Genomic DNA, 24,609 nt, shown 5'->3' with positions numbered 1-24,609 from the left:
GCGCAGTTCCGTGCGTCTCGCACCCGGTCGGCGCGCCGCGCTCGGCGGGGGTCCTCCGCCGTCCTCGGGGAAATCATGCAGAGGTGCTGTCGAGCAATGCAAGCAATCTGCGCAACGGGAGCATGAGGAGCACCCAGGAGAGGGAGTGCGGCGAGCCGTTTCCGCCCCTGATCGTGTCAACTCACGGAGGAAGGGCTGACATCGTGCTCATATTGCACCAACGATGCACGGAAACCGCATCAAGGGAGACACCATGAAGCTGACCTTCGAAGGCACCACTTCGCACACCGGCACTTGCCCGACCTTCTACAGCACGGACCGAGGTACCTACGTCCTGCAAGGCACCAAGGTGACCGATCCCGAGGCGCTCGCCGCACTGCGGGAGTACGAGACGGCCGTGGAGATCCCGGTCGAGCTGTTGAACTTCGCCCCCGAGGCCGCCCGATGAGCACCTGGGTGCGGCCGGGTGCTGAGTTCGCCGACCTGCTGCGCTCCTTCCGGCACCGGGCATGGCGGTGGGAGCGGCAGGGGACCTACCGCCAGCCCGACGAGCAGGAGCCGTGGCGGCGGTGGCGCGCCGGTGAGCCCGACGACCTGGCCTGGCTGCGGCCCTGGCTCGACGACGTCGCCGCCGCCGCGCGGGCCGGGAAGACCTTCGCGCGCGTCCGGGTCTTCCAGGAGCCGCCCACCGAGTACCAGCGGTGGCAGCTCGATCTCAGCCCCGAGAACATCGCAGCGGGCGAGGACGTGCGCGTCCTCGTCGACCACCAGGCCGATCGCCTCGATCTGCCCGCGAACGACTTCTGGTTCTTCGACGACGAGCACGTCGCCCTGATGCACTTCGAAGACCAGCAGTTCGCCGGGGCCTCGGTGCTCGCGGACCCGGTGGAGGTGGACCGGTACCGCTCGTGGCGGGACACCGCCTGGCATCATGCGATTCCGTTCCCGACGTACGTGCAAGAGCATTCCCCGAGGAGCCGGTGACCGATTACGAAACACGTCGCCTCGCGCTGGGTGACGCGCTCCGCGAACTGCGGACGGCGGCCGGCCTGTCCGGGAAGGCGCTGGCGGACGCGGCCGGGTGGCCCGCGTCCAAGGTGTCGCGCATCGAGACGGCCAAGCAATCCGTGTCCGACGCGGACGTGATCACCTACTGCCGACTGGTCGGCGCTCCGGAGGGCGCCGAGGTCGACCTGCGGCAGGAACTGCGCGAGATCCGCATCGAGGCCGGGAACTGGAAACGGCAACTCCGGTCCGGATACCGCGCACGGCAGGAGTACGGGCAGCGGATCGAGCACGGCGCGAGCCGCATCCGGTTGTTCGAGACGGCACTGGTCCCGGGGCTGGTGCAGACCGCCGAGTACGCGCGGCACGTCTTCCACGCCGCTGCCGAACTGCACCAGTCACCCGTCGACACCGACGACGCCGTGCAGGCCCGGATGGCGCGGCAAGGAGTCCTGTACGACTCGGGGACGGCCGTGGAGATCCTGTGCTCCGAAGCCGCGTTGCGACACCCCATCGCGCCACCTGCGGTGATGGCCGCGCAGCTCGATCGGCTCCTCGCGCTCGCGGACCTCTCGACCCTGCGGTTCGCGATCCTGCCCCTCGACGTGCGCGTACCCGTGGTGCCGCTGCACGGATTCGTGATCCTCGACGAACTCGCGCTCGTCGAGACCGTCAACACCGAGATGAGCATCGCCGAACCCGCCGATCTGGCGAAGTTCGACCGCCTCTTCGGTTCGCTCATGGAGGTCGCCGCGGAAGGCGCGGCCGCGCGTGCCCTCCTGCGGCGCCTCATCGCCACCTACGCCGAGCAAGCCGAAGGCCCTGAGCAGGAAGGCCCTCAGCAGTAGCGGGAGGAACCGGATGCCGCCGAAGGTCACCGCGTGGCGAACGTCGACCTACACCAAGACCTCGAACTGCGTCGAGGTCGGCCGCTTCGCGGGTGGCGTGGCCGTCCGCGACACCAAGGACCGCGCCGCCGGGTACTTCACCGCCACCGGCCCGCAGTGGACCGCCTTCGTCGACGCGATCAAGCGCGGCGAGTGAGCTCGTCCGCCCGGTAGCTCGCCGCGCGGAGGCCTTCCGGGTGTATGCCGCCGCGGCACCGGAGCGGTGGGCTCCGCTGGTGCGCTAGGAAGAGGAGATCGTGACCGGCTTCGAGCAGCGACGACAGGCATTCGGCGAACGGCTGCGGGCGTTCCGCGCGGAAGCGGGCATGACCGGCCGCGAGCTCGCCGCCGCGCTGGGGTGGCCGCACTCGAAGATCAGCAAGCTGGAGACCGGTCGGCAGACGGCCGAGGACGACGACGTGATCGCGTGGCTGACCGCCCTCGACGCGCCGGAATCCTCGGTTCGTCGGCTGCTCGACGAGCTCTCGGAACTGCGCGTCAGCAAGGCCGCGTGGCGGGCGCAGCTCCGGGCCGGTCACCGGGCGCGCCAGATGCAGAGCTACGACGCCGAGCACGCGGCGGGGCGGCTCCGCAACGTCGAGTTCGGCGTGGTCCCCGGGCTGCTCCAGACCGCCGACTACGCCCGTGCCGTGTTCCGCACCCAGGCCGAACTCCTGCAAGTGCCGGACGGCGACATCGAGGCGTCGGTGCGGGTCCGGATGCAACGGCAGCAGGTGCTCTACCAGGGCAAGGACATCGAGATCATCCTGTCCCAGCACGCCCTCCGCCACCCCGTCGCCGGGCGCGAGGTGATGCTCGGCCAGCTCGACCGGCTGGTCTCCGCCGTCGACGTGCCGGGGCTGCGGTTCGGAGTGCTGCCGGAGCACCGGCACCTGCCGAACATCACGATGAACGGCTACTACATCGTGGACGACCTGGTGCAGGTCGAGCACGTCACCGCCGAACTGACCATCGACGATCCCGATCAGGTCGCCACCTACCACCGGCTGACCGACCGCCTGTGGCAGGTCGCCTGCGAGGGATCCGCCGCCCGCGAGGTGCTCAACCGGGTCGCCGCCGAGCACCGGACGACGTCGTGGTGACCCGCTGGAAGACCGCCAGCCGCGGCGGCACCGGTGACGTCGTCGACGCCGCGCGCGCCCGCGGGCTGCCGGTCACCGTGGTCTGGCCCGAGGGCGCCGAGCGGGGGTAGCCGTCACGGGCCGACGTGGACGTGCCCGGCCCAGCGGGTCGGATCGCCCGGGAACTCGGCGCGCACCCGCTGCGCCGCGCCGTGCAGCGCGTAGGCCGAGCCGTCGGTCTCGAAGCCGTCGGAGCCGAACACCTCCGCGTAGACGTCGGCGTGGACCTGCGCCCCGCAGTCCTGCTCGACGTCCCACAGGCTGCCGATGACGTGGGTGAACCCGGCGAAGCCGAGGACGGCGGCCAGCGTGGTCGCCGCCGCCGAGGGCGTCTCGGCGGCGGTCGCGCACCGGCCGAGGTAGGCGAACTCGGACCGGTCCAGCGCCACCTGCCCCAGCTCCACCGCGCCGACCGAGCGCTGCGGCGGCTCCCGGTCCAGCACCAGCCCGGCGGCCGGGCGGGACGGGAACTGCGAGCTCGGTTCGCAGACGTGCAGCCACGGGTGCTCCGGCATCATCCGCAGCAGCTCCAGGGCGTGCGTGCTCTCCACCGAGGCGATCTCGGCGCCCGGCCAGCGCTGCGCGAGCACCTGGTTCTGCCGGGGCAGCTCCCAGGACACCGCGTTCGCCGACCCGGCGGCCACCAGCGGGTTGCCGCCTTCGGGCAGCGGGCGCGACCGGGCCCGCAGCAGGCAGCTCAGCGTCGGGGTCGACGAGGAGACCACCCGGTCCAGCGCCCCCTCGCCGCCGCGCGGGGCCGCGGCGTGCAGCGGCAGGTACGCGGCCTCGCCGAAGGCGCTCCACCACACCCGCGGCCAGCGTTCCCGCGGCGTCCCGAGGTAACCCATCCGGTCCAGCACCGGCCGCACCACGCTGCGCCAGGTCCAGTCGAGCACGTCGGTCGCGGTGCGGGCGTCGCCCTGCTGCGCGGCGGTGAGCAGCGCGGCGGACTGCTCGGCGGCCGACTCGGGGCTCGCGGCAGGCAGCGGCACCAGCAGCACCCGGCCGCCGATCAACACCAGCGCATCGCTGCGGTACCGGCTCAGGTTGAGCAGCACCGCCAAGCCGTCCTCGGCCCCGCCCGCCAGGTCGGCGAACGCGGTGCGGCGCAGGTGGTTCGGCTGCACCTCGCGGGCCTCGGCCAGCAGCGCCTCCCACGCGCGGACCAGCCGGACCCGGTCCGCGCCGTCGCCCGGCTCGCCGACCGGCCGGTCCAGCAACCGGCGCAGCCGGACCGCCTCGTCGGCGAGGTCGGGGTGGGTGCGGTGCAGGATCCCCAGCTCCCCACCGGTGGGCAGGTAGTCGGCGAGGATGGCCTCCCGCCCCTGCTCCACCAGCTCCACCGCCCGCTCCGGGTCGCCGCTCTCCACCGCGCAGGCCGCCGCGTCGGCGGTGATCGCCGCCCAGCGCTGCTGCTGCGCCGCCGAGGCGACCACCCGCTTGCCCCGGGTGACCAGGGGCAGCAGGCCGACCGCGGTGCCCAGCGACTCGGTGGCCTCGGCCCAGCGCTGGCCCTGCGCGGCCAGCCGACCGGCCAGCGCCGCCGCCCGCAACCGCTGGTCGGCGGGTGCGGTGGCCTGCTCGGCGGCCTCGGTGAGGACCTTGCGCGCCCACCGGTAGTAGCGGCGCCGCCCGGTCCGGTGGTGCACCGCGCGCAGCGCGCGGCCGAGCTGGATCGCCGCCGGGGCGCGTTCCGGGGCCGACTCCGGCAGCGCCTCCAGCGTCCGGTCCAGCAGTTCGATCGCGGCGTCGAGCTCCCGCGAGCGGCCGGTGGCCTCGTGCCGGTGCACCGCGACGATCCCGCGCTGGGCGTCGGCGGCGAGCCGCAGCGGCGAATCCGCCGGGACGTGCTCGGACACCTGCTCGCAGAGCTCGGCGGCCTGCTCCAGGTCGGCGACCTCGCCGACGACGCCGAACCGGTCGACGAGCGAACCGGCCAGCGCGCACAGCGCCCGGCCCCGGTCCTCGCCCGCGGGGTCGGCGGCCAGCGCGGACTGCCCGGCGCGGACCGCGGCGTCCAGCGCCTGCGCCCCGCCGCCGTGCTGGTAGTGCCTGCGCAGCAGGGTCCCGTAGGCGGAGAGGCCGACCGCCCGCTCCTCGTCGTCGGCGGTCAGCGCGCGGACCGCCGGGGCGATCGGGCGCAGCACCCGGCGCAGCTGCGTCGGCTCACCGGTGGCGTCGACGTGCGCGGTGGTGGCGACCGCCAGGTGCCGCACCGCCCGGCCGAGCAGCGGGTGCCCGGCGTCGAGCACCCCGAGCACGCCGAGCAGCTCGCCGATCGCCGCCTCCAGGTCGGCCAGGTCGCCGCTGTGCTCGAAGCGCAGCCGCTGCGCGTGCGCGAGCCGGCACAGCGCGTCCCGCCGGGGTTCGCCGTCGGCCAGCGCGTCGGCGCCCGAGCCGAGGTGCTTGATCGCGTCGTCGAGGTCCTCGACCCGGCCGTCGCGCTCGTACCGGCGCAGCAGCGCGCCGCCGAGGTTGATCAGCAGGTCGCTGGTGCCGGGCTCGCGGGCGGGGGAGAGCCGGACAGCCTCGCGCAGCACGTCGATGGACTCCTCGTCGGAGGCCGTGTCGGCGGCCAGCCGGGCGTGCTGGGACAGCGCGGTGGCCAGCCGGATCAGCGCCATCACCCGCCGCGGGTCGCGCGCGGAGGTGCCGCGGACGGCTTCCCGGGCCACCCGCGCGCTCTCCAGCGCCGCGCCGCGCTGATCGGTCTTGGCGGCCAGGTCGCCCAGCGCGAGGGCCAGGTTGCACCGGTAGAGGACGAGGTCGCGGTCCTCCTCGCGGGCGCCGGTGGCCGCCGAGCGGTAGTAGGCGATGGCGTCGTCGAGGTCCTCCAGGTCGCCGGTGCGCAGGTGGCTGAGCTGGGCGGCGCTGCCGAGGTTGTTGAGCACCCCGGCGCGGGCCGGGTCGCCTTCGGGCAGCACCCCGGCGGTCACCCGGAACACCTCGGTGACCCACGGCAGCCGGGTGAAGTCGAGGGTGGCGACGATCTCGTTCATCGCCGCGATGGCGTCGGCGTAGCGCTGCTCGGCGGACGGGCGCTGCCCGCCCTGCTGCGGCGGCGGTGGTGGGGTCGCCGGCTGCGGGGCGGGCGGCTCGGGGGCGTCCTGGCCGGGGACCGGCTCCTGCTCGCCGGAGAACCAGCTCGACCCGGAGCTCCCCCGGTCCTGGCCCGACGTCCGGCGCTGGAGCCCGCCGAACCGCTCGCCTGCGCGGCTCGCGTCGTCTGTCATCAGTGGCTCTCCATGACTTCCTGGCGGCACGTGGGTGGCGGTCGGCGGCGGGCGCGGGTGCGGACCGGGCGGTCCCGCGCGCCGCCGGCGGACGCCGACCGGATCTTCCGGTAGCGCCAAGTTACTCCTCGGTCGCGCACCGAATCACCGGATCGCTACTCCCGGCCGAACCGGGCGGCCGAATGGATCAACGGTATTCGCAAGATCATTTCGCGATTCACCGATCCCGCGCTAGCCGAATGCGACGGATCGTGCCGATTCGGCCACCCGGAGTCGCGGTCGGACCAGAATCGTCGCGGCGCGCGGGCCGGTCGAATTCCTCCCGCGAATCCGGTTCCGGAGGGGCACCCCGGAGGTGTGACGCGGTCGACCCGGGACGCCGCCGAGCGGCCCCCGAGGGGCCCGCCGAAGGGTCTAGCGCGCCTGCCGGGCGTTGTCCAGATCCCGTCTGAAGTTACCTTCTGGTAGTGCTCTGACCAGGTGTTCCGACCCCGTTCGGGGGTCCTCCGAAGATCGTGTCTTGCGCCACGAGAGTGATCGGAGCCGGAACTCTTGACTGTCGGCTCCAGCGGGGTCACTCTGGTCGTCGACGCGAGGTCGGACCTCCATCGGAGGGTCCCCTCGACAGTCGGCGCGGTTCCGGCTAGACTGCTACTTTGCGCTGCCCTCATACCGTCTGCCCGTGGCGAGCGATCAGCGTCGGGACGGACGGGTTGTGGGCGCCATTGCACCCTTGACAGCCGTGTTAGCGGACCGGCTGGCCTGCCCGTTTCAGGCTCGTCCGCCTCTGACTCGGTTGTAGCCAGTTCAGAGTCCCGGAAGGACGCATCTTGGCAGTCTCCCGCGCGACCAAGGTCTCTGCAGCTTCCAACCACACGTCGGGCATCGCAGGAGCTCCCCGGCGGGTTTCCTTCGCGAACATCCGCGAGCCGTTGGAAGTGCCGAATCTGCTCGACCTGCAGATCCAGTCCTTCGAATGGCTCGTCGGAAACGAGACCTGGTTCCAGCGCCGGGTCGACGCCGGCGAAGAGAACCCCGTAGGCGGCCTCGAAGAGGTCCTGGGGAGATCTCCCCGATCGAGGACTTCTCCGGGTCCATGTCGCTGTCCTTCTCCGATCCGCGCTACGACGAGGTCAAGGCCTCGGTCGAAGAGTGCAAGGACAAGGACATGACCTACGCGGCCCCGCTGTTCGTGACCGCGGAGTTCACCAACAACACCACCGGCGAGATCAAGAGCCAGACGGTGTTCATGGGTGACTTCCCGATGATGACGGACAAGGGCACCTTCATCATCAACGGCACCGAGCGCGTCGTCGTGTCGCAGCTCGTCCGCTCGCCGGGCGTGTACTTCGACCAGTCGATCGACAAGACCACCGACAAGGACGTCTACAGCGTCAAGATCATCCCCAGCCGCGGCGCGTGGCTGGAGTTCGACGTGGACAAGCGCGACACCGTCGGCGTCCGCATCGACCGCAAGCGCCGCCAGCCGGTCACCGTGCTGCTCAAGGCGCTGGGCTGGACGGCGGAGGCGATCCGCGAGCGGTTCGGCTTCTCCGAGACGCTGATGGCGACCCTGGAGAAGGACCACACCGCCGGGCAGGACGAGGCGCTGCTGGACATCTACCGCAAGCTGCGTCCGGGCGAGCCGCCGACCAAGGAGAGCGCGCAGACCCTCCTGGAGAACCTGTTCTTCAAGGAGAAGCGCTACGACCTCGCGCGCGTCGGTCGCTACAAGCTGAACAAGAAGCTGGGTCTCGGCCAGGCCTACGAGACGGGCACGCTGACCGAGGACGACATCGTCACCACGATCGAGTACCTGGTCCGGCTGCACGCCGCCGAGGACGAGATGCCCGCCCGCGGCGTCGGCGAGGGCGAGACCGTGCCGGTCGAGGTCGACGACATCGACCACTTCGGCAACCGCCGCCTGCGCACCGTCGGCGAGCTGATCCAGAACCAGGTCCGCGTCGGCCTGTCCCGGATGGAGCGCGTCGTCCGCGAGCGGATGACCACCCAGGACGTCGAGGCGATCACGCCGCAGACCCTGATCAACATCCGGCCGATCACCGCGGCGATCCGCGAGTTCTTCGGCACCTCGCAGCTCTCCCAGTTCATGGACCAGACCAACCCGATCGCCGGGCTGACGCACAAGCGCCGGCTCTCCGCGCTCGGGCCGGGCGGTCTGTCCCGGGAGCGCGCGGGCATGGAGGTCCGCGACGTCCACCCGTCGCACTACGGCCGGATGTGCCCGATCGAGACGCCGGAAGGCCCGAACATCGGCCTGATCGGCTCGCTGGCCACGTTCGCCCGGGTCAACCCGTTCGGCTTCATCGAGACGCCGTACCGGAAGGTCGCCGACGGCGTGGTCACCGACCAGATCGACTACCTGACCGCCGACGAGGAGGACCGCTTCGTCAAGGCGCAGGCCAACACCCCGATCGACGACGAGGGCAACTTCCTCGAGGACCGGGTGCTGGGTCGGCGCAAGGGCGGCGAGGTCGAGCTGCTGGCGCCCACCGAGATCGACTACATGGACGTCTCGCCGCGCCAGATGGTCTCCGCCGCCACGGCGATGATCCCCTTCCTGGAGCACGACGACGCCAACCGCGCGCTGATGGGCGCCAACATGCAGCGCCAGGCGGTGCCGCTGCTGCGCAGCGAGTCCCCGCTGGTGGGCACCGGCATGGAGCTGCGGGCCGCGGTCGACGCGGGCGAGGTCATCACCGCCGACAAGGCCGGTGTGGTCGAGGAGCTGACCGCCGACTTCGTCACGATCATGGCCGACGACGGCACCCGCCGCTCGTACCGGATGGAGAAGTTCTCCCGGTCCAACCACGGCACCTGCATCAACCAGAAGCCGATCGTCAACGAGGGCGACCGGATCGAGGCCGGGCAGGTCATCGCGGACGGCCCGTGCACCCAGAACGGTGAGATGGCGCTGGGCAAGAACCTGCTCGTCGCGATCACCCCGTGGGAGGGGCACAACTACGAGGACGCGATCATCCTGTCCCAGCGCCTGGTGCAGGACGACGTGCTCACCTCGATCCACATCGAGGAGCACGAGGTCGACGCTCGGGACACCAAGCTCGGCGCCGAGGAGATCACCCGGGACATCCCGAACGTCTCCGACGACGTGCTGGCCGATCTCGACGAGCGCGGCATCATCCGGATCGGCGCCGAGGTGCAGGGCGGCGACATCCTGGTCGGCAAGGTCACCCCGAAGGGCGAGACCGAGCTGACCCCGGAGGAGCGGCTGCTGCGCGCGATCTTCGGCGAGAAGGCCCGCGAGGTCCGCGACACCTCGCTGAAGGTGCCGCACGGCGAGACCGGCAAGGTCATCGGCGTCCGGGTGTTCAACCGCGAGGACGACGACGAGCTGCCGCCCGGCGTCAACCAGCTCGTCCGGGTCTACGTCGCGCAGAAGCGCAAGATCCAGGACGGCGACAAGCTCGCCGGCCGCCACGGCAACAAGGGCGTCATCGGCAAGATCCTGCCGGCCGAGGACATGCCGTTCCTCCCGGACGGGACGCCGGTCGACATCATGCTCAACACCCACGGCGTGCCGCGGCGGATGAACATCGGCCAGGTGCTGGAGACCCACCTTGGGTGGATCGCCTCGCAGGGCTGGTCGATCGACGGCGACCCGGACTGGGCCAAGCGGCTGCCCGCCGAGCTCTACGACGTGGAGGCCGGCACGAACACCGCCAGCCCGGTGTTCGACGGTGCCCGCGAGGAGGAGATCACCGGCCTGCTGGCGTCGACGCGGCCCAACCGCGACGGCGAGCGGATGGTCGGGGGCAACGGCAAGGCGCAGCTGTTCGACGGCCGCAGCGGCGAGCCGTACCCGTACCCGATCGCGGTCGGCTACATGTACATCCTGAAGCTGTCGCACCTGGTGGACGACAAGATCCACGCCCGGTCGACGGGTCCGTACTCGATGATCACCCAGCAGCCGCTGGGCGGTAAGGCGCAGTTCGGCGGTCAGCGCTTCGGCGAGATGGAGTGCTGGGCCATGCAGGCCTACGGCGCCGCGTACACGCTGCAGGAACTGCTGACGATCAAGTCCGACGACGTGGTGGGCCGCGTGAAGGTCTACGAGGCGATCGTCAAGGGCGAGAACATCCCCGAGCCGGGCATCCCGGAGTCGTTCAAGGTGCTCCTCAAGGAGCTCCAGTCGCTGTGCCTGAACGTCGAGGTGCTCTCCAGCGACGGTGCGGCGATCGAGATGCGCGACGGGGAGGACGAGGACCTGGAGCGGGCCGCCGCCAACCTCGGCATCAACCTGTCCCGCAACGAATCGCCGTCGGTGGACGACATCGCGCACTGACGCTCGCCGCCGGGCCGCGGGAGCGATCCCGCGGCCCGGCCGACCCAACCTGGCACCCCTGCCGGTCACCCGGCAGACCTTCCGACCAAGGGAGAAGACCCGACGTGCTTGACGTCAACTTCTTCGATGAACTCCGCATCGGCCTGGCCACGGCCGACGACATCCGCCAGTGGTCGTACGGCGAGGTCAAGAAGCCCGAGACCATCAACTACCGGACCCTGAAGCCGGAGAAGGACGGGCTGTTCTGCGAGAAGATCTTCGGCCCGACCCGCGACTGGGAGTGCTACTGCGGTAAGTACAAGCGGGTCCGGTTCAAGGGCATCATCTGCGAGCGCTGCGGCGTCGAGGTGACCCGGGCCAAGGTCCGCCGCGAGCGGATGGGGCACATCGAGCTGGCCGCCGCGGTGACCCACATCTGGTACTTCAAGGGCGTCCCGAGCCGGTTGGGCTACCTGCTCGACCTGGCCCCGAAGGACCTCGAGAAGATCATCTACTTCGCCGCGTACGTGATCACCTCGGTGAACACCGAGATGCGGCACAACGACCTGTCGACGCTGGAAGCCGAGATCACCGCCGAGAAGAAGCGGCTCTCCGACCAGCGCGACTCGGACCTGGAGCAGCGGGCCCAGAAGCAGGAGGCCGACCTCGCCGAGCTGGAGGCCGAGGGCGCCAAGAGCGACGTGCGGCGCAAGGTCAAGGAGGGCGGCGAGCGCGAGATGCGCCAGCTCCGCGACCGCGCGCAGCGCGAGCTGGACAAGCTCGACGAGATCTGGGAGACCTTCACCAAGCTGGAGCCCCGCCAGCTCATCGCCGACGAGGTGCTCTACCGCGAGCTCTACGACCGCTACGGCGAGTACTTCACCGGCGGCATGGGCGCCGAGGCCATCCAGGCGCTGCTGACGAACTTCGACATCGGCGCCGAGGCCGAGGGCCTGCGGGAGACCATCCGGTCCGGCAAGGGCCAGAAGAAGCTCCGCGCGCTCAAGCGGCTGAAGGTCGTCGCGGCGTTCCAGACCACCGGCAACGACCCGAGCGGCATGGTGCTCAACTGCGTGCCGGTCATCCCGCCGGACCTGCGTCCGATGGTGCAGCTCGACGGCGGTCGCTTCGCGACCTCCGACCTCAACGACCTGTACCGCCGGGTGATCAACCGGAACAACCGCCTCAAGCGGCTGATCGACCTCGGCGCGCCCGAGATCATCATCAACAACGAGAAGCGGATGCTCCAGGAGTCCGTGGACGCGCTGTTCGACAACGGCCGTCGCGGGCGTCCGGTCACCGGCCCGGGCAACCGGCCGCTGAAGTCGCTGTCCGACCTGCTCAAGGGCAAGCAGGGCCGGTTCCGGCAGAACCTGCTGGGCAAGCGCGTCGACTACTCCGGCCGTTCGGTCATCGTGGTCGGCCCGCAGCTCAAGCTGCACCAGTGCGGCCTGCCCAAGGAGATGGCGGTCGAGCTGTTCAAGCCGTTCGTCATGAAGCGGCTGGTGGACCTCAACCACGCGCAGAACATCAAGTCCGCCAAGCGGATGGTGGAGCGCCAGCGCCCGCAGGTGTGGGACGTGCTGGAAGAGGTCATCACCGAGCACCCGGTGCTGCTCAACCGCGCGCCCACGCTGCACCGCCTCGGCATCCAGGCGTTCGAGCCGCAGCTCGTCGAGGGCAAGGCGATCCAGCTGCACCCGCTGGTCTGCGAGGCGTTCAACGCCGACTTCGACGGCGACCAGATGGCGGTGCACCTGCCGCTGTCCGCCGAGGCGCAGGCCGAGGCCCGCGTGCTGATGCTGTCCAGCAACAACATCCTCTCGCCCGCCTCCGGGCGGCCGTTGGCGATGCCGCGGCTGGACATGGTCACCGGCCTCTACCACCTGACCCGCCAGGTGGACGGCGCCGAGGGCGAGGGTCAGGCGTACTCCTCGGTCGGCGAGGCCATCATGGCCTACGACCGCGGTGCGCTGGACCTGCAGGCGAAGATCCGGATCCGGCTGCGCGACGTGGTGCCGCCCCGGGAGGCCACGCCGGAGGGCTGGGAGCCCGGTCAGCCGTGGCTGGCCGAGACCACCCTGGGCCGGGTCTGGTTCAACGAGCTGCTGCCCGAGGACTACCCGTTCGTCGACGACCTGCTGCCGAAGAAGAAGCAGGCCGCGATCGTCAACGACCTCGCCGAGCGGTACCCGATGGTCACCGTCGCCCAGACGCTGGACAAGCTGAAGGACGCCGGTTTCCACTGGGCCACCCGGTCCGGCGTGACCGTGTCGATCAGCGACGTGGTCGTCCCGCCGAACAAGACCGAGATCCTGGACTCCTACGAGGGCAAGGCCGACCAGGTCGAGAAGCGCTACCGCCGCGGTGCGCTGTCCTACCAGGAGCGCAACGCCGAGCTGGTCAAGGTCTGGACCGCCGCGAAGGAGGAGGTCGCCGCCGCGATGGAGGCGAACTTCCCCGACGACAACTCGATCAGCGTGATCGTGAAGTCCGGTGCGGCCGGCAACATGACGCAGGTCGTCCAGCTCGCCGGGATGCGCGGTCTGGTGTCCAACCCCAAGGGCGAGTACATCCCGCGGCCGATCAAGGCGAACTTCCGCGAGGGCCTGTCCGTGCTGGAGTACTTCATCTCCAACCACGGTGCCCGCAAGGGTCTCGCCGACACCGCGCTGCGGACCGCCGACTCGGGTTACCTGACCCGGCGTCTGGTGGACGTCTCGCAGGACGTCATCGTCCGCGAGGGCGACTGCGGCACCGAGCGCGGCATCAAGATGCCGGTCGCCGAGCGGCTCTACGACGGCGGCTACGTGCGGCACCCGCACGTGGAGACCAGCATCTACGCGCGGACCGCCGCCGAGGACGTGCTCGACCAGGACGGCAACATCATCGTGGCCCGCGGTGCCGACCTCGGCGACCCGGCGATCGAGCGGCTGCTCGGCGCCAACGCCACCAAGGTCAAGGTGCGCAGCGTCCTGACCTGCGAGTCGGCCTACGGCGTCTGCGCGGTCTGCTACGGCCGCTCGATGGCCACCGGCAAGCTGGTGGACGTCGGCGAGGCCGTCGGCATCGTCGCCGCGCAGTCCATCGGTGAGCCCGGTACGCAGCTGACCATGCGGACCTTCCACCAGGGCGGCGTCGCCGGGGACGACATCACCACCGGTCTGCCGCGTGTCCAGGAGCTGTTCGAGGCCCGCGTCCCGAAGGGCAAGGCGCCCATCGCCGACACCTCGGGCCGCGTCCGGCTGGAGGACAACGACCGCTACTGGAAGATCACCATCATCCCGGACGACGGGAGCGAGGAGATCGTCTACGACAAGCTGTCCAAGCGGCAGCGGCTCGCGGCGATCTCGGTGGAGGGCACCGAGCGGCAGATCTCCGACGGCGACCACGTCGAGGTCGGTCAGCGGCTGCTGGAAGGCGCCGTCGACCCGCACGAGGTGCTGCGCGTGATGGGTCCGCGCGAGGCCCAGCTCCACCTGGTGAACGAGGTCCAGGAGGTGTACCGGTCGCAGGGCGTGGGCATCCACGACAAGCACGTCGAGGTGATCGTCCGGCAGATGCTGCGCCGGGTCATCATCATCGACTCGGGTGCCACCGAGTTCCTGCCCGGCTCGCCGGTCGAGCGCTCGCAGTTCGAGGGCGAGAACCGGCGCGTGGTGGCCGAGGGCGGCGACCCCGCCTCCGGTCGTCCGGTGCTGATGGGCATCACGAAGGCGTCGCTGGCCACCGAGTCGTGGCTGTCGGCGGCCTCCTTCCAGGAGACGACCCGCATCCTCACCAACGCCGCGATCGAGGGCGCGAGCGACAAGCTGGTCGGCCTGAAGGAGAACGTGATCATCGGTAAGTTGATCCCGGCCGGTACCGGCATCAACCGCTACCGCAACATCCAGGTGCAGCCGACGGAGGAGGCTCGGGCCGCGGCCTACGCGATCCCGTCCTACGACGACAGCTACTACACCCCGGATGTGTTCGGCGCCGGAACCGGCGCCGCGGTGCCGCTGGACGACTACGACTTCGGCCGCGACTACCGCTGATCCACCCGCTGAAGGCCCCTGACCGGTACCACCGGCCAGGGGCCTTCACCTTTCGGCGGGCAGGTCCACCTCCCGCGCCGGGCCGCACCACCCGTTCGTGAACTGAGTGAGGGGCACCTTCATCCGACTAAGCCGGATGAAGGTGCCCCTCACGTGTTGAGGAATCACCCCGACGGGGGCAGTGGGGAGTGCCGGCCGGGCCTTCTCGTTCGGCAGAGGAGGGCGCGTGGTGCTCGACGCGCGTGGCGCGGCGGTCCGCGGGGTGGTCGTGAGCGGCGGGCCGCGGGGCGCCCGGGTGCGTGGCCCGGTTCGTCGGTGGCCCGATTCGCGGGCGCGGAGCGGCGGGGGCGTGGCCCGGCTCGCGGTGTGTGAGCGGCGGGGGCGTGGCGCGGTCCGCGGGTGGCGTGAGCGGCGGAGGCGTGGCCGGTCCTTGGGCTGGCGCGGGCGTCCGGGTGCGTGGCCCGGTCGCGGTGGCCCGGTTCGCGGTGCGTGAGCGGCGGGCGGCGCCCGGCTCGTGGGTGGCCCCGGGGTGGGGTGCTGGTGCGCTGCGGGGATGGTGGTGGTGGACCGGTTCGGTGGTTGCCGCGCCGCTGCCGGGTCTGGGAGTCTCGCCGCGGACCCGCGTCCCCGCGCAGTGCTCGGCAATGCTGGTCCCCGGGCGGACGTGCCGTGCCGACGAGGGGCCGGCACGGCACGTCGCGCCGGGTCAGTTCTCCAGTTCCGCCAGCGCCTTGCGGACCCGCTCGACCTCGGCTTCGAGCTCGGCGAGCTTGGCCTCGTGCTGCTCGCGGGCCTGGGTGATCACGGTGTCGATGGTCTCCGAGATCTCCGGGTGCAGTTCGGCGGCGGCCTTGGCCACCGCGGCGGCGGGCACGGACAGGCCCTGCACCACGCGCTTGCCGGAGTGCATCAGGTCGGCCTGCCACTCGCCCTCGGCGGTGCCGGTGACGGTCAGCGTGAGCTCCACCGTGCGGGTCTTGCGCGCGGTGCTCTTGGTGCGCTTCTTCTTCGGCGCGGCGTCCTCGGTCGAGGCGCCGTCAGCGGCGGGCGCCGCGGTGCCGGTCGCCTCCTCGGCCGGGGCGGCGGTCTCGGTGCCGGTGGCCTCGGTCGTGCCGGCGTTGTCCTCGGTGCTCGTTCCGGGTTCGGTCAATGTCGTCTCCTCGCGATGTGTCGCCGGTACTACAAGAATAGAACAGGTGTTCCCCGCGCGTCCGTTCCGGGAAGTCCGCCTCCGGTGCCGCGCGCCCGGCTCGAGGACCGCGGGCCCGACCGTTCGATCACCAACCTAACGCCTCGCCGCGCGCGCCCCTCCGGCCGCTCGTCCGGGTTCAGCGCCGTTCCAGCACCTCGACGAGCGCGCGCAACCCGGGCCGGAACGCGTGCTCGGGCGGCGCGGCGTAGCCGATCACCGCGCCCGGAGCACCGGCGCCCGGGTCGATCCAGAACCGGCCGAGCAGTTCCAGCCCGACCGAGGCGCGCTCGGCGCGGACCCGCACCTCCCGCTCGCTCGGACCGACCGGGTCGAGCTGGATCGCCAGGTGCAGCCCGGCGGCGATGCCCGCCGGGTAGGGCCGGTGCCGCGCGCGCATCCCGGCCAACGCGTCGAGCACGATCTCCCGGCGCCTGCGGTAGAGCGCCCGGGAGCGGCGGATGTGCTGGTCGTAGTCGCCGGAGCGGATCAGCTCGGCGAGGGTGAGCTGCTCGAACAGCGGCGCGTGCAGGCCGCTGTGCTCCTGCGCGGTGCGCACCGGTTCGACCAGGTCCGGCGGCAGCGCCAGCCACGCCAGCCGCAGCGCCGGGGCCAGCGTCTTGCTCGCGGTGCCGGCGTAGGCGACCTGGTCGGGCGCGAGCCCTTGCAGCGCGCCGACCGGTCGGCGGTCGAACCGGAACTCGCCGTCGTAGTCGTCCTCGACGATCACCGCCCCGGACTCCCTGGCCCACCGCACGAGTTCGGTGCGGCGGCCGGAGGCCAGGGTGCCGCCGAGCGGGAACTGGTGCGCCGGGGTCACCACGGCGGCCGGGCCGCGCAGCGCGGCGACGTCGATGCCCTCGCCGTCGACCGGGACGCCGCGCACGGTCAGCCCGAGCCCGGCCGGGATGGCGCGCAGTTGCGGCAGCGACGGGTCCTCGAAGTCGATCGACGTCGCGCCGCGTTCCACCAGGGCCTTGCTGAGCAGCGCCAACGCCTGGCTGTAGCCGTTGCAGATGACGATCCGCGCGGGGTCGACGGCCACCGCGCGGGCCCGGGCGAGGTAGTCGGCGAGGGCCTCGCGCAGCGCCGGGTGCCCCTGCGGATCGCCGTAGTCGAGGTCGCCCGCGCGCAGCGCGCCCAGGGCGCGGCGGCCGGCGGCCGACCAGTCGCGGCGGGGAAGGCGCTGAGGTTCGGGCGCCCGGGGCGGAAGTCCCAGCGCGGGGCGGGATCGGGCGGTGCCGCCGGGGAGTCGGGCTCGTCGCGGGTGGTGAGGCGGTCGGCGACGGTGGTGGGCGCGCCCTGCCGCGCCAGCAGGAACCCCTCGGTGACGAGCTGGTCGTAGGCGCGGGTCACCGTGCCGCGCGCGACGCCGAGGTCCTGGGCCAGCGCGCGGGTCGAGGGCACCCGGCCACCGGCGGGCAGCCGACCGTCGCGGATCGCGGTGCGCAGCGCTTCCGCGAGCCGCCGGCTGTCGGGCCGTCCCGCCCAGTCCAGGTGCAGGTCCAGCGACCGTCCCACCGCCACGGCCGCCGACCCTACCGGGCGGAACCGGACCACGGGACCGACGGCGCACTGGACCACCGCGCGGCGCGCTCGGCGCCCTAGCGTGGGGCCGTGACCGAGATGCGCATCGACCTGCACCGGACCGACCCGGCGACCAGCCGCGCGATGTTCGCCCTGCAACGCGCCGCGGCGCAGGCGTGGGAGGCCGCCGGGCTCGACGAGGAACTGCACGAGCTGATCAAGGTCCGCGCGTCGCAGCTCAACGGCTGCTCGTTCTGCCTGGACATGCACACCCGCGAAGGCCGGGCCCGGGGCGTCGGCGAGCAGCGCCTGGACCTGGTCGCGGTGTGGTGGGAGACCGACCTCTACACCCCGGCCGAGCGCGCCGCCCTGGCGCTGGTCGAGGCGATCACGAAGCTCTCCGAGCACGGCGTCCCGGACGAGGTGTGGGACGCGGCGGCGGGCTTCTTCGACGAGGCGCAGCTCGGGGCCCTGACCTGGGCCGCGACCACGATCAACGCCTGGAACCGGCTCGGCGTCACCGCACGGCGCCCGATCGCGCCCCGGGAGTGATCAGGCGAACACCGGTCCGATCTCGCTGATCCCCGCCGGGCGGCGCTGCTGTGTTGGTAGCGTTCGCCCGGCGATCGAGGGGGTGACCGGTGCCCGAGGACATCAGGGCCGTCGAGCAGATGGTGCGGCAGTGGCAGGACCGGGCTGCGGAGAAGGCCGAGCGGTTCGGCCGGATGCAGTCGCGCGTCGAGGACATCCAGGTCACCGAGTCGTCCCGGGACGGGGCGGTGCGGGTGACCGTGTCGTCGAGCGGGATGCTCCAGCACCTCGAACTGGCCGAGAGCGCCGGGAACCGGCCGATGGCCGCGCTGTCGGCCGAGATCATGCGCACGGTGCAGGCCGCGCAGGCCCGGATCCCGGAGCTGATGCAGGAGGCGGTCGCCGAGACGGTCGGCCTGGAGGATTCCGCCGCCCAGCACGTGCTGGGGGAGGCCCGCCGCCACTTCCCGGAGCCGCCGGAGGAGCCCGAGGACGAGCCGCCGTCGCGCCGCCCGGGCCTGCGGGACATGGAGATCGAGGTCGAGGAGGACGCCGACCCGGCGCCGCCCCCGGCCCGTCCCCAGCCGCCCCAGACGCCGCATCCCCAGACGCCGAAGCCCCCGCCGCCGAGGCCGCGGCCGAGCGGTCCCGACGATGACGACGACGGCGACTTCAGCGACGAGTCGTTCCTGCGCTGAGAGGGGAAGTCGTCGTGGCCGACGAGATGAACGTCGTGGTGGAGAACCTGCGCGCGCACGCGTCCGCGGTGGACGGTGTGGTGGACCAGCTCGGCACCGCGGTCGACGCCTCGCAGCAGGTGTCGCTGGACAACGACGCCTACGGGATCCTGTGCCGCCCGTTCGCGTGGATGATCGATCCGGTGGAGCAGCAGGGCGTCGAGGCCCTGAAGAAGGCCGTCGAGGCGATGCGCGAGACCGCGGACAACATCCGGGCCACCGCTGAGGACTACGAGTCCGTCGACGAGGACAACAGCGACGGGTTCGAGGGCATCGAAGTATGAGCAATCCGCTCGTCGTGCAGCAGGAGGAGAACCCCGGCGGGTTCTTCACCGCGGGCACCGGGGAGGCAGGCTGGGCCACCGGCATCGGGATCGCCGAGTCGGTCAACGACGTCAGCTCGCTCAACGACGGGTCGAGCTGGGTCGAGAGCGGCCTGGCCTACGGCGGCATGGCGATGGAAGGCCTCAGCATGGCCGTCGATCCCATCGGCACCCTGCTGTCCTACGGCCTGTCCTGGCTGATCGAGCACGTCGAACCGCTCAAGGAGGCGCTGGACTGGTTCGCCGGCGACCCCGACGGCGTCCGCGCCTACGGCGAGACCTGGGCGAACGTGTCGCAGGCGGTCGGCGCCGCCGCCACCGGGTACGCCGACGCGGTCAAGGCCCACACCGGCGAGTGGACCGGCGCGGCCGGTGACGCCTACCGGAAGCAGGCGGGCAAGCACGGCGAGGCGCTGACCGGGATGGCCGAGCTGGCCAACACGATCAGCACCGTCGTCACGGTGATGGGCGAGGTCGTCTCGTTCGTCCGCGAATTCGTCCGGGACCTCATCTCCGACTGCATCTCCCGGCTGATCAGCTTCGCGCTGCAGGCCGTGCTCCCGCCCGTGGCCTCGCTGGCCTGGGTGGTGCCGAAGGCGGTCATGTTCATCGGCAAGACCGTCGCCAAGGTCGCCGAGATCGTCACCAAGCTGACCACGACGATCGCCAACGTCTCGCCCAAGCTCGCCAAGATGGTCGAGGTCTTCGGCGAGGTCATGCAGGCCCTCGGCAAGCTCGGCGGGAAGGCCGCCGACGCGGTCGGCACCGCCGCCGCGGCCGTCGGCAAGGCCGCAGACAAGATCGACATCTCCGGCAAGGTCGCGGACAAGGTCGCCGAGAAGGCCTGGGGCAAGTTCGACGACACCTTCGGCACCGACGTCGTCGGTCGCAGCCGCGCCGGCACCGGGGGCGACCCCGGCGGCGGGGACCCCGACGAACCGACCCGCACCCCGGGTGACCCCGCGAGCACCACCCCCCGCACGTCGAACGACCCCGCCACGGCGTCACCCGGCACCGCCCCACCGGGCACCGGCCCGAACGGCACCGGCCCCACCCCGCCCGGCGCGGACGGGCCGTCCCCGCGCAGCGCGACCGCCACCGATGCCCCCGGTCCCGGCACGCCGAGCCCCTCCCCGGGCACGCCGAGCCCGTCGGCTCCGGACGCGCCGTCGTCGCCGGGCAACTCGACGCCGCAGGCCCCGCAAGCCTTCAACGCATCCACACCGGACTCCCCGTCGCCCGCGTCCACCGCGTCGCCGGGAACCGCGCCGTCGAGCCCGGATGGGCCGCAGAGCACCGCATCGCCGAGCGCCCCGGCGCCGGGTACTGCGCCGTCGAGCCCGGATGGGCCGCAGAGCGCCGGATCGTCGAGCGCCCCGTCGCCGGGCACCGCGCCGTCCACGCCGAGCCCGTCATCGTCCACTCCGGAGGGTGCCTCGACCGCGGGTCCCGCACCGCCGACGGGCGGCGCGTCGACCGCCCCGGGTGCGATGCCCGGACCGCCTCGGGACGCCGGTTCCGAGGTCCCGAACCGCCCGTCGAGCACGTCCTCGGCGAGCGTCGACGCCCCGGTCCGCCCACCGGAGGCGGGCACCGCGGGCCCGGTGGCTCCGCCGCCCCCGCGCACCGATCCCACGAGCAGCGGCGGTGCGTCCGGTGCCTCGCCGGGTGCTGCGCCGGGCGCCTCGACGCCGGGATCGCCCCAGGCCGGGAGCCCGGGACGTTCCGGCGGCGGCTGGACCGGCACCCCGGCAGCCCCGGCGCCGCCGGGCGGCGCGGACCGGATGCCGCGCCACCCCGGGGCCCGAGCGGTCCCCGGTCGCCCGAACGCCCGGGACCGCCGCCGGGAGGCCCGGCGCGTCCCCCGGCGGGACCGCCGCAGCAGAACGCTCCGCGCCCGCCCGCCGCGTCGCCCCCGCAGCCGCCGGGCCGTCCGGACGCACCGGCGCCGAACGCCCCGGCCCGCCACGACGCGCCCGCCCGCCCGGACGCGCGGACCCCGCACGCCCCGGCCCGTCCGGACGCACCACGACCGGAGGTCCCGCCCCGGCCCACGCCGAACGCTCCGGGTGCGCAGTCCCCGAACGTCCCGCCGCGGACCGCCGCCCCGGCTCCGAACGCACCGGCTCCGAACGCACCGGGGCGCTCGGGCGCCCCGACGCCGCAGGGCCCGCCCCGCGTACCGCCCGCAGGTTCCGCGCCGCCGCCCCGTGCCGCCGGTCGCCCGGACGCCCCGGCGCCGAACGGCCCGGCCCGTCCGGACGCATCCCGCCCGACGGCCCCGCCCCGGGACTCCGCACCGGCTCCGAGCCGACCGGACAACCCGGGCCGCCCGGACGCGCCGGCACCGAACGCCCCCGGCCGCCCGGACGCGGCGCCGAACGGCCGCGGCCGTCCCGACGGACCGGCGCACCGCCCGGCCGCGCAGGTCCGGCACGCCGATGCCGACCGCTACCCGTGGGCGGACGTGACCCACGACAGCTTCGCGCACGTCAAGGGCGAGGGTTTCCGGCACTGGGGGCCGGGCTGGCAGCAGCGGGTGGCCGAGGACGCGGCCATCCGGGCCGAATCCCTCGGCTACCACGACCGTCCGGACGCCCCGCCGGAGGAGTCGGCGGGTCCGCCGCGCTCCACGCCGGAGTCGATGGCCGCCGAGGTGCCGGTGGAGGCGCAGTTCTCGAAGCGGGACGGCTGGGCGCTGGGCGTGCACCAGTCCAAGACGCCCGCGATGTCCGACGAGCTGCGGGCGAAGCTCGGGGCGGAGAACATCCGCGAGATCCGCAACGTCGACTCCGGGTTGTCGATGGCGGCGCACCCGTCCACGCCGTACTACGGCAGCGTCGCCCATGCCCGGAGCAGGCCGTGGGCGGCCGTGGACCCGAAGCGCTTCACCGTCGAGGTGCACGGCTCGCCGAACGGCGTGCGGATGGGCAGCACCGAGCTCAACGCGAAGGAACTCGCCGAGATCATCCGGGGAGCGCCGGGCTACCAGCCGGGCTCCCCGGTCCGCCTGCTGGCGTGCCGGACCGGTGGCGACACCGCGGACGGTTCGCCGAACTTCGCCGAGGAGCTGGCCCGCGAGCTCGACGTCGAGGTGCTGGCGCCGAACACCGACGCCTGGGGCGACAACCACGGCAACATGTACGCCAGCGGCAGCCGGGCGAGCTTCGACGTCGACGCCTCCGGCACGCCGCAACCGCACTTCGACGAACCCGGCACCTGGACGAGCTTCCGCCCCGACGGCAGCACCGCCGTCCACGACAGCCCCTTCCCGCCGGGCCACCGGCCGGAGTGGGTCAAGTTCGGCCACTGGGCCGACGCCGCGTGGCGGCGCGGCTACGAGAACCCACCGCCGGAGTTCCTGCACCCCGGCGGCCCCGCGTTCAGCGGAGGGCTGCAGCACCGCCCCGACGACTACGGCACCCCGATACCCGGCCACCTCGGGCCGTCCGGCGAGTTCGTGCCGCACGCGACCCTGGACCAGTACGGCCGGTGGGTCCCGCACGGCCAGGTCGACGGGTTCGGCCGCTGGGTGCCGGGCCACTACGAGCCCAACGGCAACCTGGTGCCCAACGGCCACTACAACCAGCGCGGCGAGTGGATCGCGCACGGCCGCGCCGACGAGCTCGGCCGCTGGATCCCCGTGCACCGCGACAGCACCGGCTACCACGACCTCGGCCGCTACGACCCGCACACCCACCAGTGGGAACCCCTCGGCCGAGTCGACCCCAGCACGGGCCAGTTCGTCCCCAACACCCCGCCCCAGGCCCCGACGCCACAGGCCCCGACGCCGCAGCAGCCGGCGCCGAACCACACGGCGCCGAACCAAGCCCCGACGCCTCCGGCCCATCCGGGTCCCGCTGGGCCGACCGGCGGCCCGACCCAGCAAGCCCCGGGATCCCACGCGCAGCCTGCCGGTCCGCCGCGTCCAGCGGGTGCGCCGCAGAACCCGCCTGGTGCTCCGCAGGTTCCGCACAACGCGCCCGATCCGCGAGCGCCGCGCGGGCCGGTGCCTGGTCAGCAGGGGCCGGGCGCTCCACAACGACCGGGCCCCGGCCATCAACAACCGAACCCGGGACCGCCGCCGCGCACACCGCAGCAGCAGCCTGCCGGGCCTCCGCCGAATGCCGCCCGGCAAGGCCCGCCACCCGGAACCCCGCATCCAGCCGGTCGCCCACCAGCACAGCACCCGACGCCCGACTACAGCGCTCAGCCGCCGCACGCCCCGCGCCCCGGCGAGGGTTTCGGTCCGCAGGGTTCTGGTGGTCGTGCGGATGGTGGTTTTGGTCCGCAGGGTTCTGGTGGTCGTGCGGATGGTGGTTTTGGTCCGCAGGGTTCTGGTGGTCGTGCGGATGGTGGTTTTGGTCCGCAGGGTTCTGGTGGTCGTGCGGATGGTGGTTTTGGTCCGCAGGGTTCTGGTGGTCGTGCGGATGGTGGTTTTGGTCCGCAGGGTTCTGGTGGTCGTGCGGATGGTGGTTTTGGTCCGCAGGGTTCTGGTGGTCGTGCGGATGGTGGTTTCGGTCCGCAGGGTTCTGGTGGTCGTGCGGATGGTGGTTTCGGTCCGCAGGGTTCTGGTGGTCGTGCGGATGGTGGTTTCGGTCCGCAGGGTTCTGGTGGTCGTGCGGATGGTGGTTTCGGTCCGCAGGGTTCTGGTGGTCGTGCGGATGGTGGTTTCGGTCCGCAGGGTTCTGGTGGTCGTGCGGATGGTGGTTTCGGTCCGCAGGGCTTTGGTGGTCGTGCGGATGGTGGTTTCGGTCCGCAGGGTTCTGGTGGTCGTGCGGATGGTGGTTTCGGTCCGCAGGGTTCTGGTGGTCGTGCGGATGGTGGTTTCGGTCCGCAGGGCTCTGGCGGCCGTGCCGATGGCGGTCCCAGCCCGGCGAACTCCGGTCGAGTTGCCAAGCGCGACTTCGATCCGTTGGGCGTCGGTGATGGGCGCGCCAAGAACGGCTACGTTCCGGCGGACCCGAACTCAACGCCGGAAGCGCGGGCGAAAGTCCGGGAAAAGTACGAGAAGATGCTGGGTGACCACCTCGAACCCGGGGACATTGACTGGGTCGAGCAGCGAGTCGATGAGGAGCTCGGGCCGAGGAAGCGGCAGCCCCAGCTGCACAATTTCGAGATCGACGATTCTGTCCAGGCGGTCGCCGCGCCGGACGGAAATGATGCGTTCGGCAGCCTCCCGGACAGCGCCGGATGGGATCAGAAGGCCATCGAGGACGACCTCAACGATGGTCGGCAGGGCAGGTATCTGCACTGGCGCACCGACACCGACGTGCTGTACCGCAGCGATCTCCGCCATCCCAATGAGGTCTGGGGCAATCAGGCGGGTTTCCAGGCGAGGAGCGAGGACCTCAGCCTGGACAAGCACTTCGACGGAAACCGCGGTCAAGGCGGCGGCCTGGTCTCCACCACTCGCGACGAGGACTACGCGCGCGATCGGGCCCTCTCCACGGCGAAGGGGAGCGGCCAGAAATTCGCGTTCGTGTACCAGATCGACGCGGGCGGCGGCATCGATATGAACATGTCGTCGGAGAACCTGGGGCACGACACGCGTGAATCCGAAGTGGGCTTCGTCGGTGGAATCGACTTCCGATACGTGCCGAGCTGCGATGTCTACGACGTGGAGACCGGGGAACTGCTCGGAACCTTCCACAACCCCTACTACTACAAGAATCTCCAGGGCTGATGAGCATGT

13 protein-coding genes and 2 pseudogenes are annotated in these 24,609 nt (G+C 72.2%); 12 read left to right on the top strand and 3 right to left on the bottom strand.

From position 1 onward, the window contains the following. The first annotated feature begins 253 nt into the window (after positions 1–253). The 5 genes from ACQP0T_RS25530 (at position 254) to ACQP0T_RS25510 (ending at position 2,995) form a co-directional block, all read left to right on the top strand. On the top strand, positions 254–448 hold the full coding sequence (locus tag ACQP0T_RS25530) for a hypothetical protein (RefSeq protein ID WP_433870318.1): 195 nt from the start codon (positions 254–256) through the stop codon (positions 446–448). After that, entirely contained in the window at positions 445–984 is a 540-nt protein-coding gene (locus tag ACQP0T_RS25525) for a DUF6879 family protein (RefSeq protein ID WP_433870317.1), read from the top strand. The genes ACQP0T_RS25530 and ACQP0T_RS25525 overlap by 4 nt, the downstream gene beginning before the upstream one ends. Beyond that, the gene (locus ACQP0T_RS25520) at positions 909–1,853 is read left to right on the top strand and encodes a helix-turn-helix domain-containing protein (RefSeq protein WP_433870316.1); all 945 of its coding nucleotides are present in this window, start codon (positions 909–911) and stop codon (positions 1,851–1,853) included. Before ACQP0T_RS25525 ends, ACQP0T_RS25520 begins: the two co-directional genes overlap by 76 nt. Before the next feature lie 13 nt (positions 1,854–1,866). Then, positions 1,867–2,049 carry a DUF397 domain-containing protein gene (locus ACQP0T_RS25515; RefSeq protein ID WP_433870315.1) on the top strand — a complete coding sequence of 61 codons (183 nt, stop codon included), beginning with the start codon at positions 1,867–1,869 and terminating at the stop codon, positions 2,047–2,049. 100 nt (positions 2,050–2,149) lie between these two features. Next, a complete protein-coding gene (locus tag ACQP0T_RS25510) occupies positions 2,150–2,995 on the top strand; it encodes a helix-turn-helix domain-containing protein (RefSeq protein ID WP_433870314.1) in 846 nt (281 codons plus the stop codon). A gap of 113 nt (positions 2,996–3,108) precedes the next feature. On the opposite strand, the gene ACQP0T_RS25505 is transcribed toward ACQP0T_RS25510, so the two are convergent. Beyond that, positions 3,109–6,267: a CHAT domain-containing protein gene (locus ACQP0T_RS25505; RefSeq protein ID WP_433870313.1), complete on the bottom strand. Its 3,159-nt coding sequence runs from the start codon at positions 6,265–6,267 to the stop codon at positions 3,109–3,111. Between the two features lie 830 nt (positions 6,268–7,097). Here ACQP0T_RS25505 and rpoB point away from each other — a divergent pair. Then, a pseudogene (gene rpoB / locus ACQP0T_RS25500) lies at positions 7,098–10,591 on the top strand (DNA-directed RNA polymerase subunit beta). A 104-nt stretch (positions 10,592–10,695) separates the two neighbouring features. After that, complete coding sequence (locus ACQP0T_RS25495; protein WP_433870312.1) at positions 10,696–14,607, top strand: DNA-directed RNA polymerase subunit beta'; 3,912 nt, start codon at positions 10,696–10,698, stop codon at positions 14,605–14,607. A gap of 706 nt (positions 14,608–15,313) precedes the next feature. On the opposite strand, the gene ACQP0T_RS25490 is transcribed toward ACQP0T_RS25495, so the two are convergent. Both ACQP0T_RS25490 and ACQP0T_RS25485 read right to left on the bottom strand, forming a co-directional pair. Further along, on the bottom strand, positions 15,314–15,757 hold the full coding sequence (locus ACQP0T_RS25490; protein ID WP_433870311.1) for a DUF6319 family protein: 444 nt from the start codon (positions 15,755–15,757) through the stop codon (positions 15,314–15,316). Positions 15,758–15,935: 178 nt separating this feature from the next. Next, positions 15,936–17,305, bottom strand: a pseudogene (locus ACQP0T_RS25485) (PLP-dependent aminotransferase family protein). A gap of 117 nt (positions 17,306–17,422) precedes the next feature. Between ACQP0T_RS25485 and ACQP0T_RS25480 the strand changes: the two are divergent. From ACQP0T_RS25480 to ACQP0T_RS25460, 5 genes are all read left to right on the top strand, one after another. Then, the gene (locus tag ACQP0T_RS25480; protein WP_433873842.1) at positions 17,423–17,875 is read left to right on the top strand and encodes a carboxymuconolactone decarboxylase family protein; all 453 of its coding nucleotides are present in this window, start codon (positions 17,423–17,425) and stop codon (positions 17,873–17,875) included. Between the two features lie 89 nt (positions 17,876–17,964). Further along, positions 17,965–18,552 (top strand): YbaB/EbfC family nucleoid-associated protein, encoded by a 588-nt coding sequence (locus ACQP0T_RS25475; protein WP_433870310.1) that lies wholly within the window; start codon positions 17,965–17,967, stop codon positions 18,550–18,552. Between the two features lie 14 nt (positions 18,553–18,566). Beyond that, a complete protein-coding gene (locus ACQP0T_RS25470; protein WP_433870309.1) occupies positions 18,567–18,875 on the top strand; it encodes an ESX-1 secretion-associated protein in 309 nt (102 codons plus the stop codon). Continuing rightward, on the top strand, positions 18,872–21,385 hold the full coding sequence (locus ACQP0T_RS25465) for a hypothetical protein (RefSeq protein ID WP_433870308.1): 2,514 nt from the start codon (positions 18,872–18,874) through the stop codon (positions 21,383–21,385). The genes ACQP0T_RS25470 and ACQP0T_RS25465 overlap by 4 nt, the downstream gene beginning before the upstream one ends. Continuing rightward, positions 21,382–24,600 (top strand): scabin-related ADP-ribosyltransferase, encoded by a 3,219-nt coding sequence (locus ACQP0T_RS25460; RefSeq protein WP_433870307.1) that lies wholly within the window; start codon positions 21,382–21,384, stop codon positions 24,598–24,600. The genes ACQP0T_RS25465 and ACQP0T_RS25460 overlap by 4 nt, the downstream gene beginning before the upstream one ends. Positions 24,601–24,609 lie beyond the last annotated feature (9 nt).

The sequence above is a fragment of the Saccharopolyspora sp. CA-218241 genome, from assembly GCF_050954615.1.
GTDB lineage: Bacteria > Actinomycetota > Actinomycetes > Mycobacteriales > Pseudonocardiaceae > Saccharopolyspora > Saccharopolyspora cebuensis.
This window is presented reverse-complemented; position numbering and strand designations above follow the sequence as displayed.

What these genes read in the sequence shown, in the direction of transcription:
- ACQP0T_RS25515 (WP_433870315.1), top strand. Translation starts at nt 1,867, where the DNA reads ATGCCGCCGAAGGTCACCGCGTGGCGAACGTCGACCTACACCAAGACC.
- ACQP0T_RS25465 (WP_433870308.1), top strand. Translation starts at nt 18,872, where the DNA reads ATGAGCAATCCGCTCGTCGTGCAGCAGGAGGAGAACCCCGGCGGGTTC.
- ACQP0T_RS25525 (WP_433870317.1), top strand. Translation starts at nt 445, where the DNA reads ATGAGCACCTGGGTGCGGCCGGGTGCTGAGTTCGCCGACCTGCTGCGC.
- ACQP0T_RS25530 (WP_433870318.1), top strand. Translation starts at nt 254, where the DNA reads ATGAAGCTGACCTTCGAAGGCACCACTTCGCACACCGGCACTTGCCCG.
- ACQP0T_RS25505 (WP_433870313.1), bottom strand. Translation starts at nt 6,267, where the DNA reads ATGACAGACGACGCGAGCCGCGCAGGCGAGCGGTTCGGCGGGCTCCAG.
- ACQP0T_RS25480 (WP_433873842.1), top strand. Translation starts at nt 17,423, where the DNA reads ATGCGCATCGACCTGCACCGGACCGACCCGGCGACCAGCCGCGCGATG.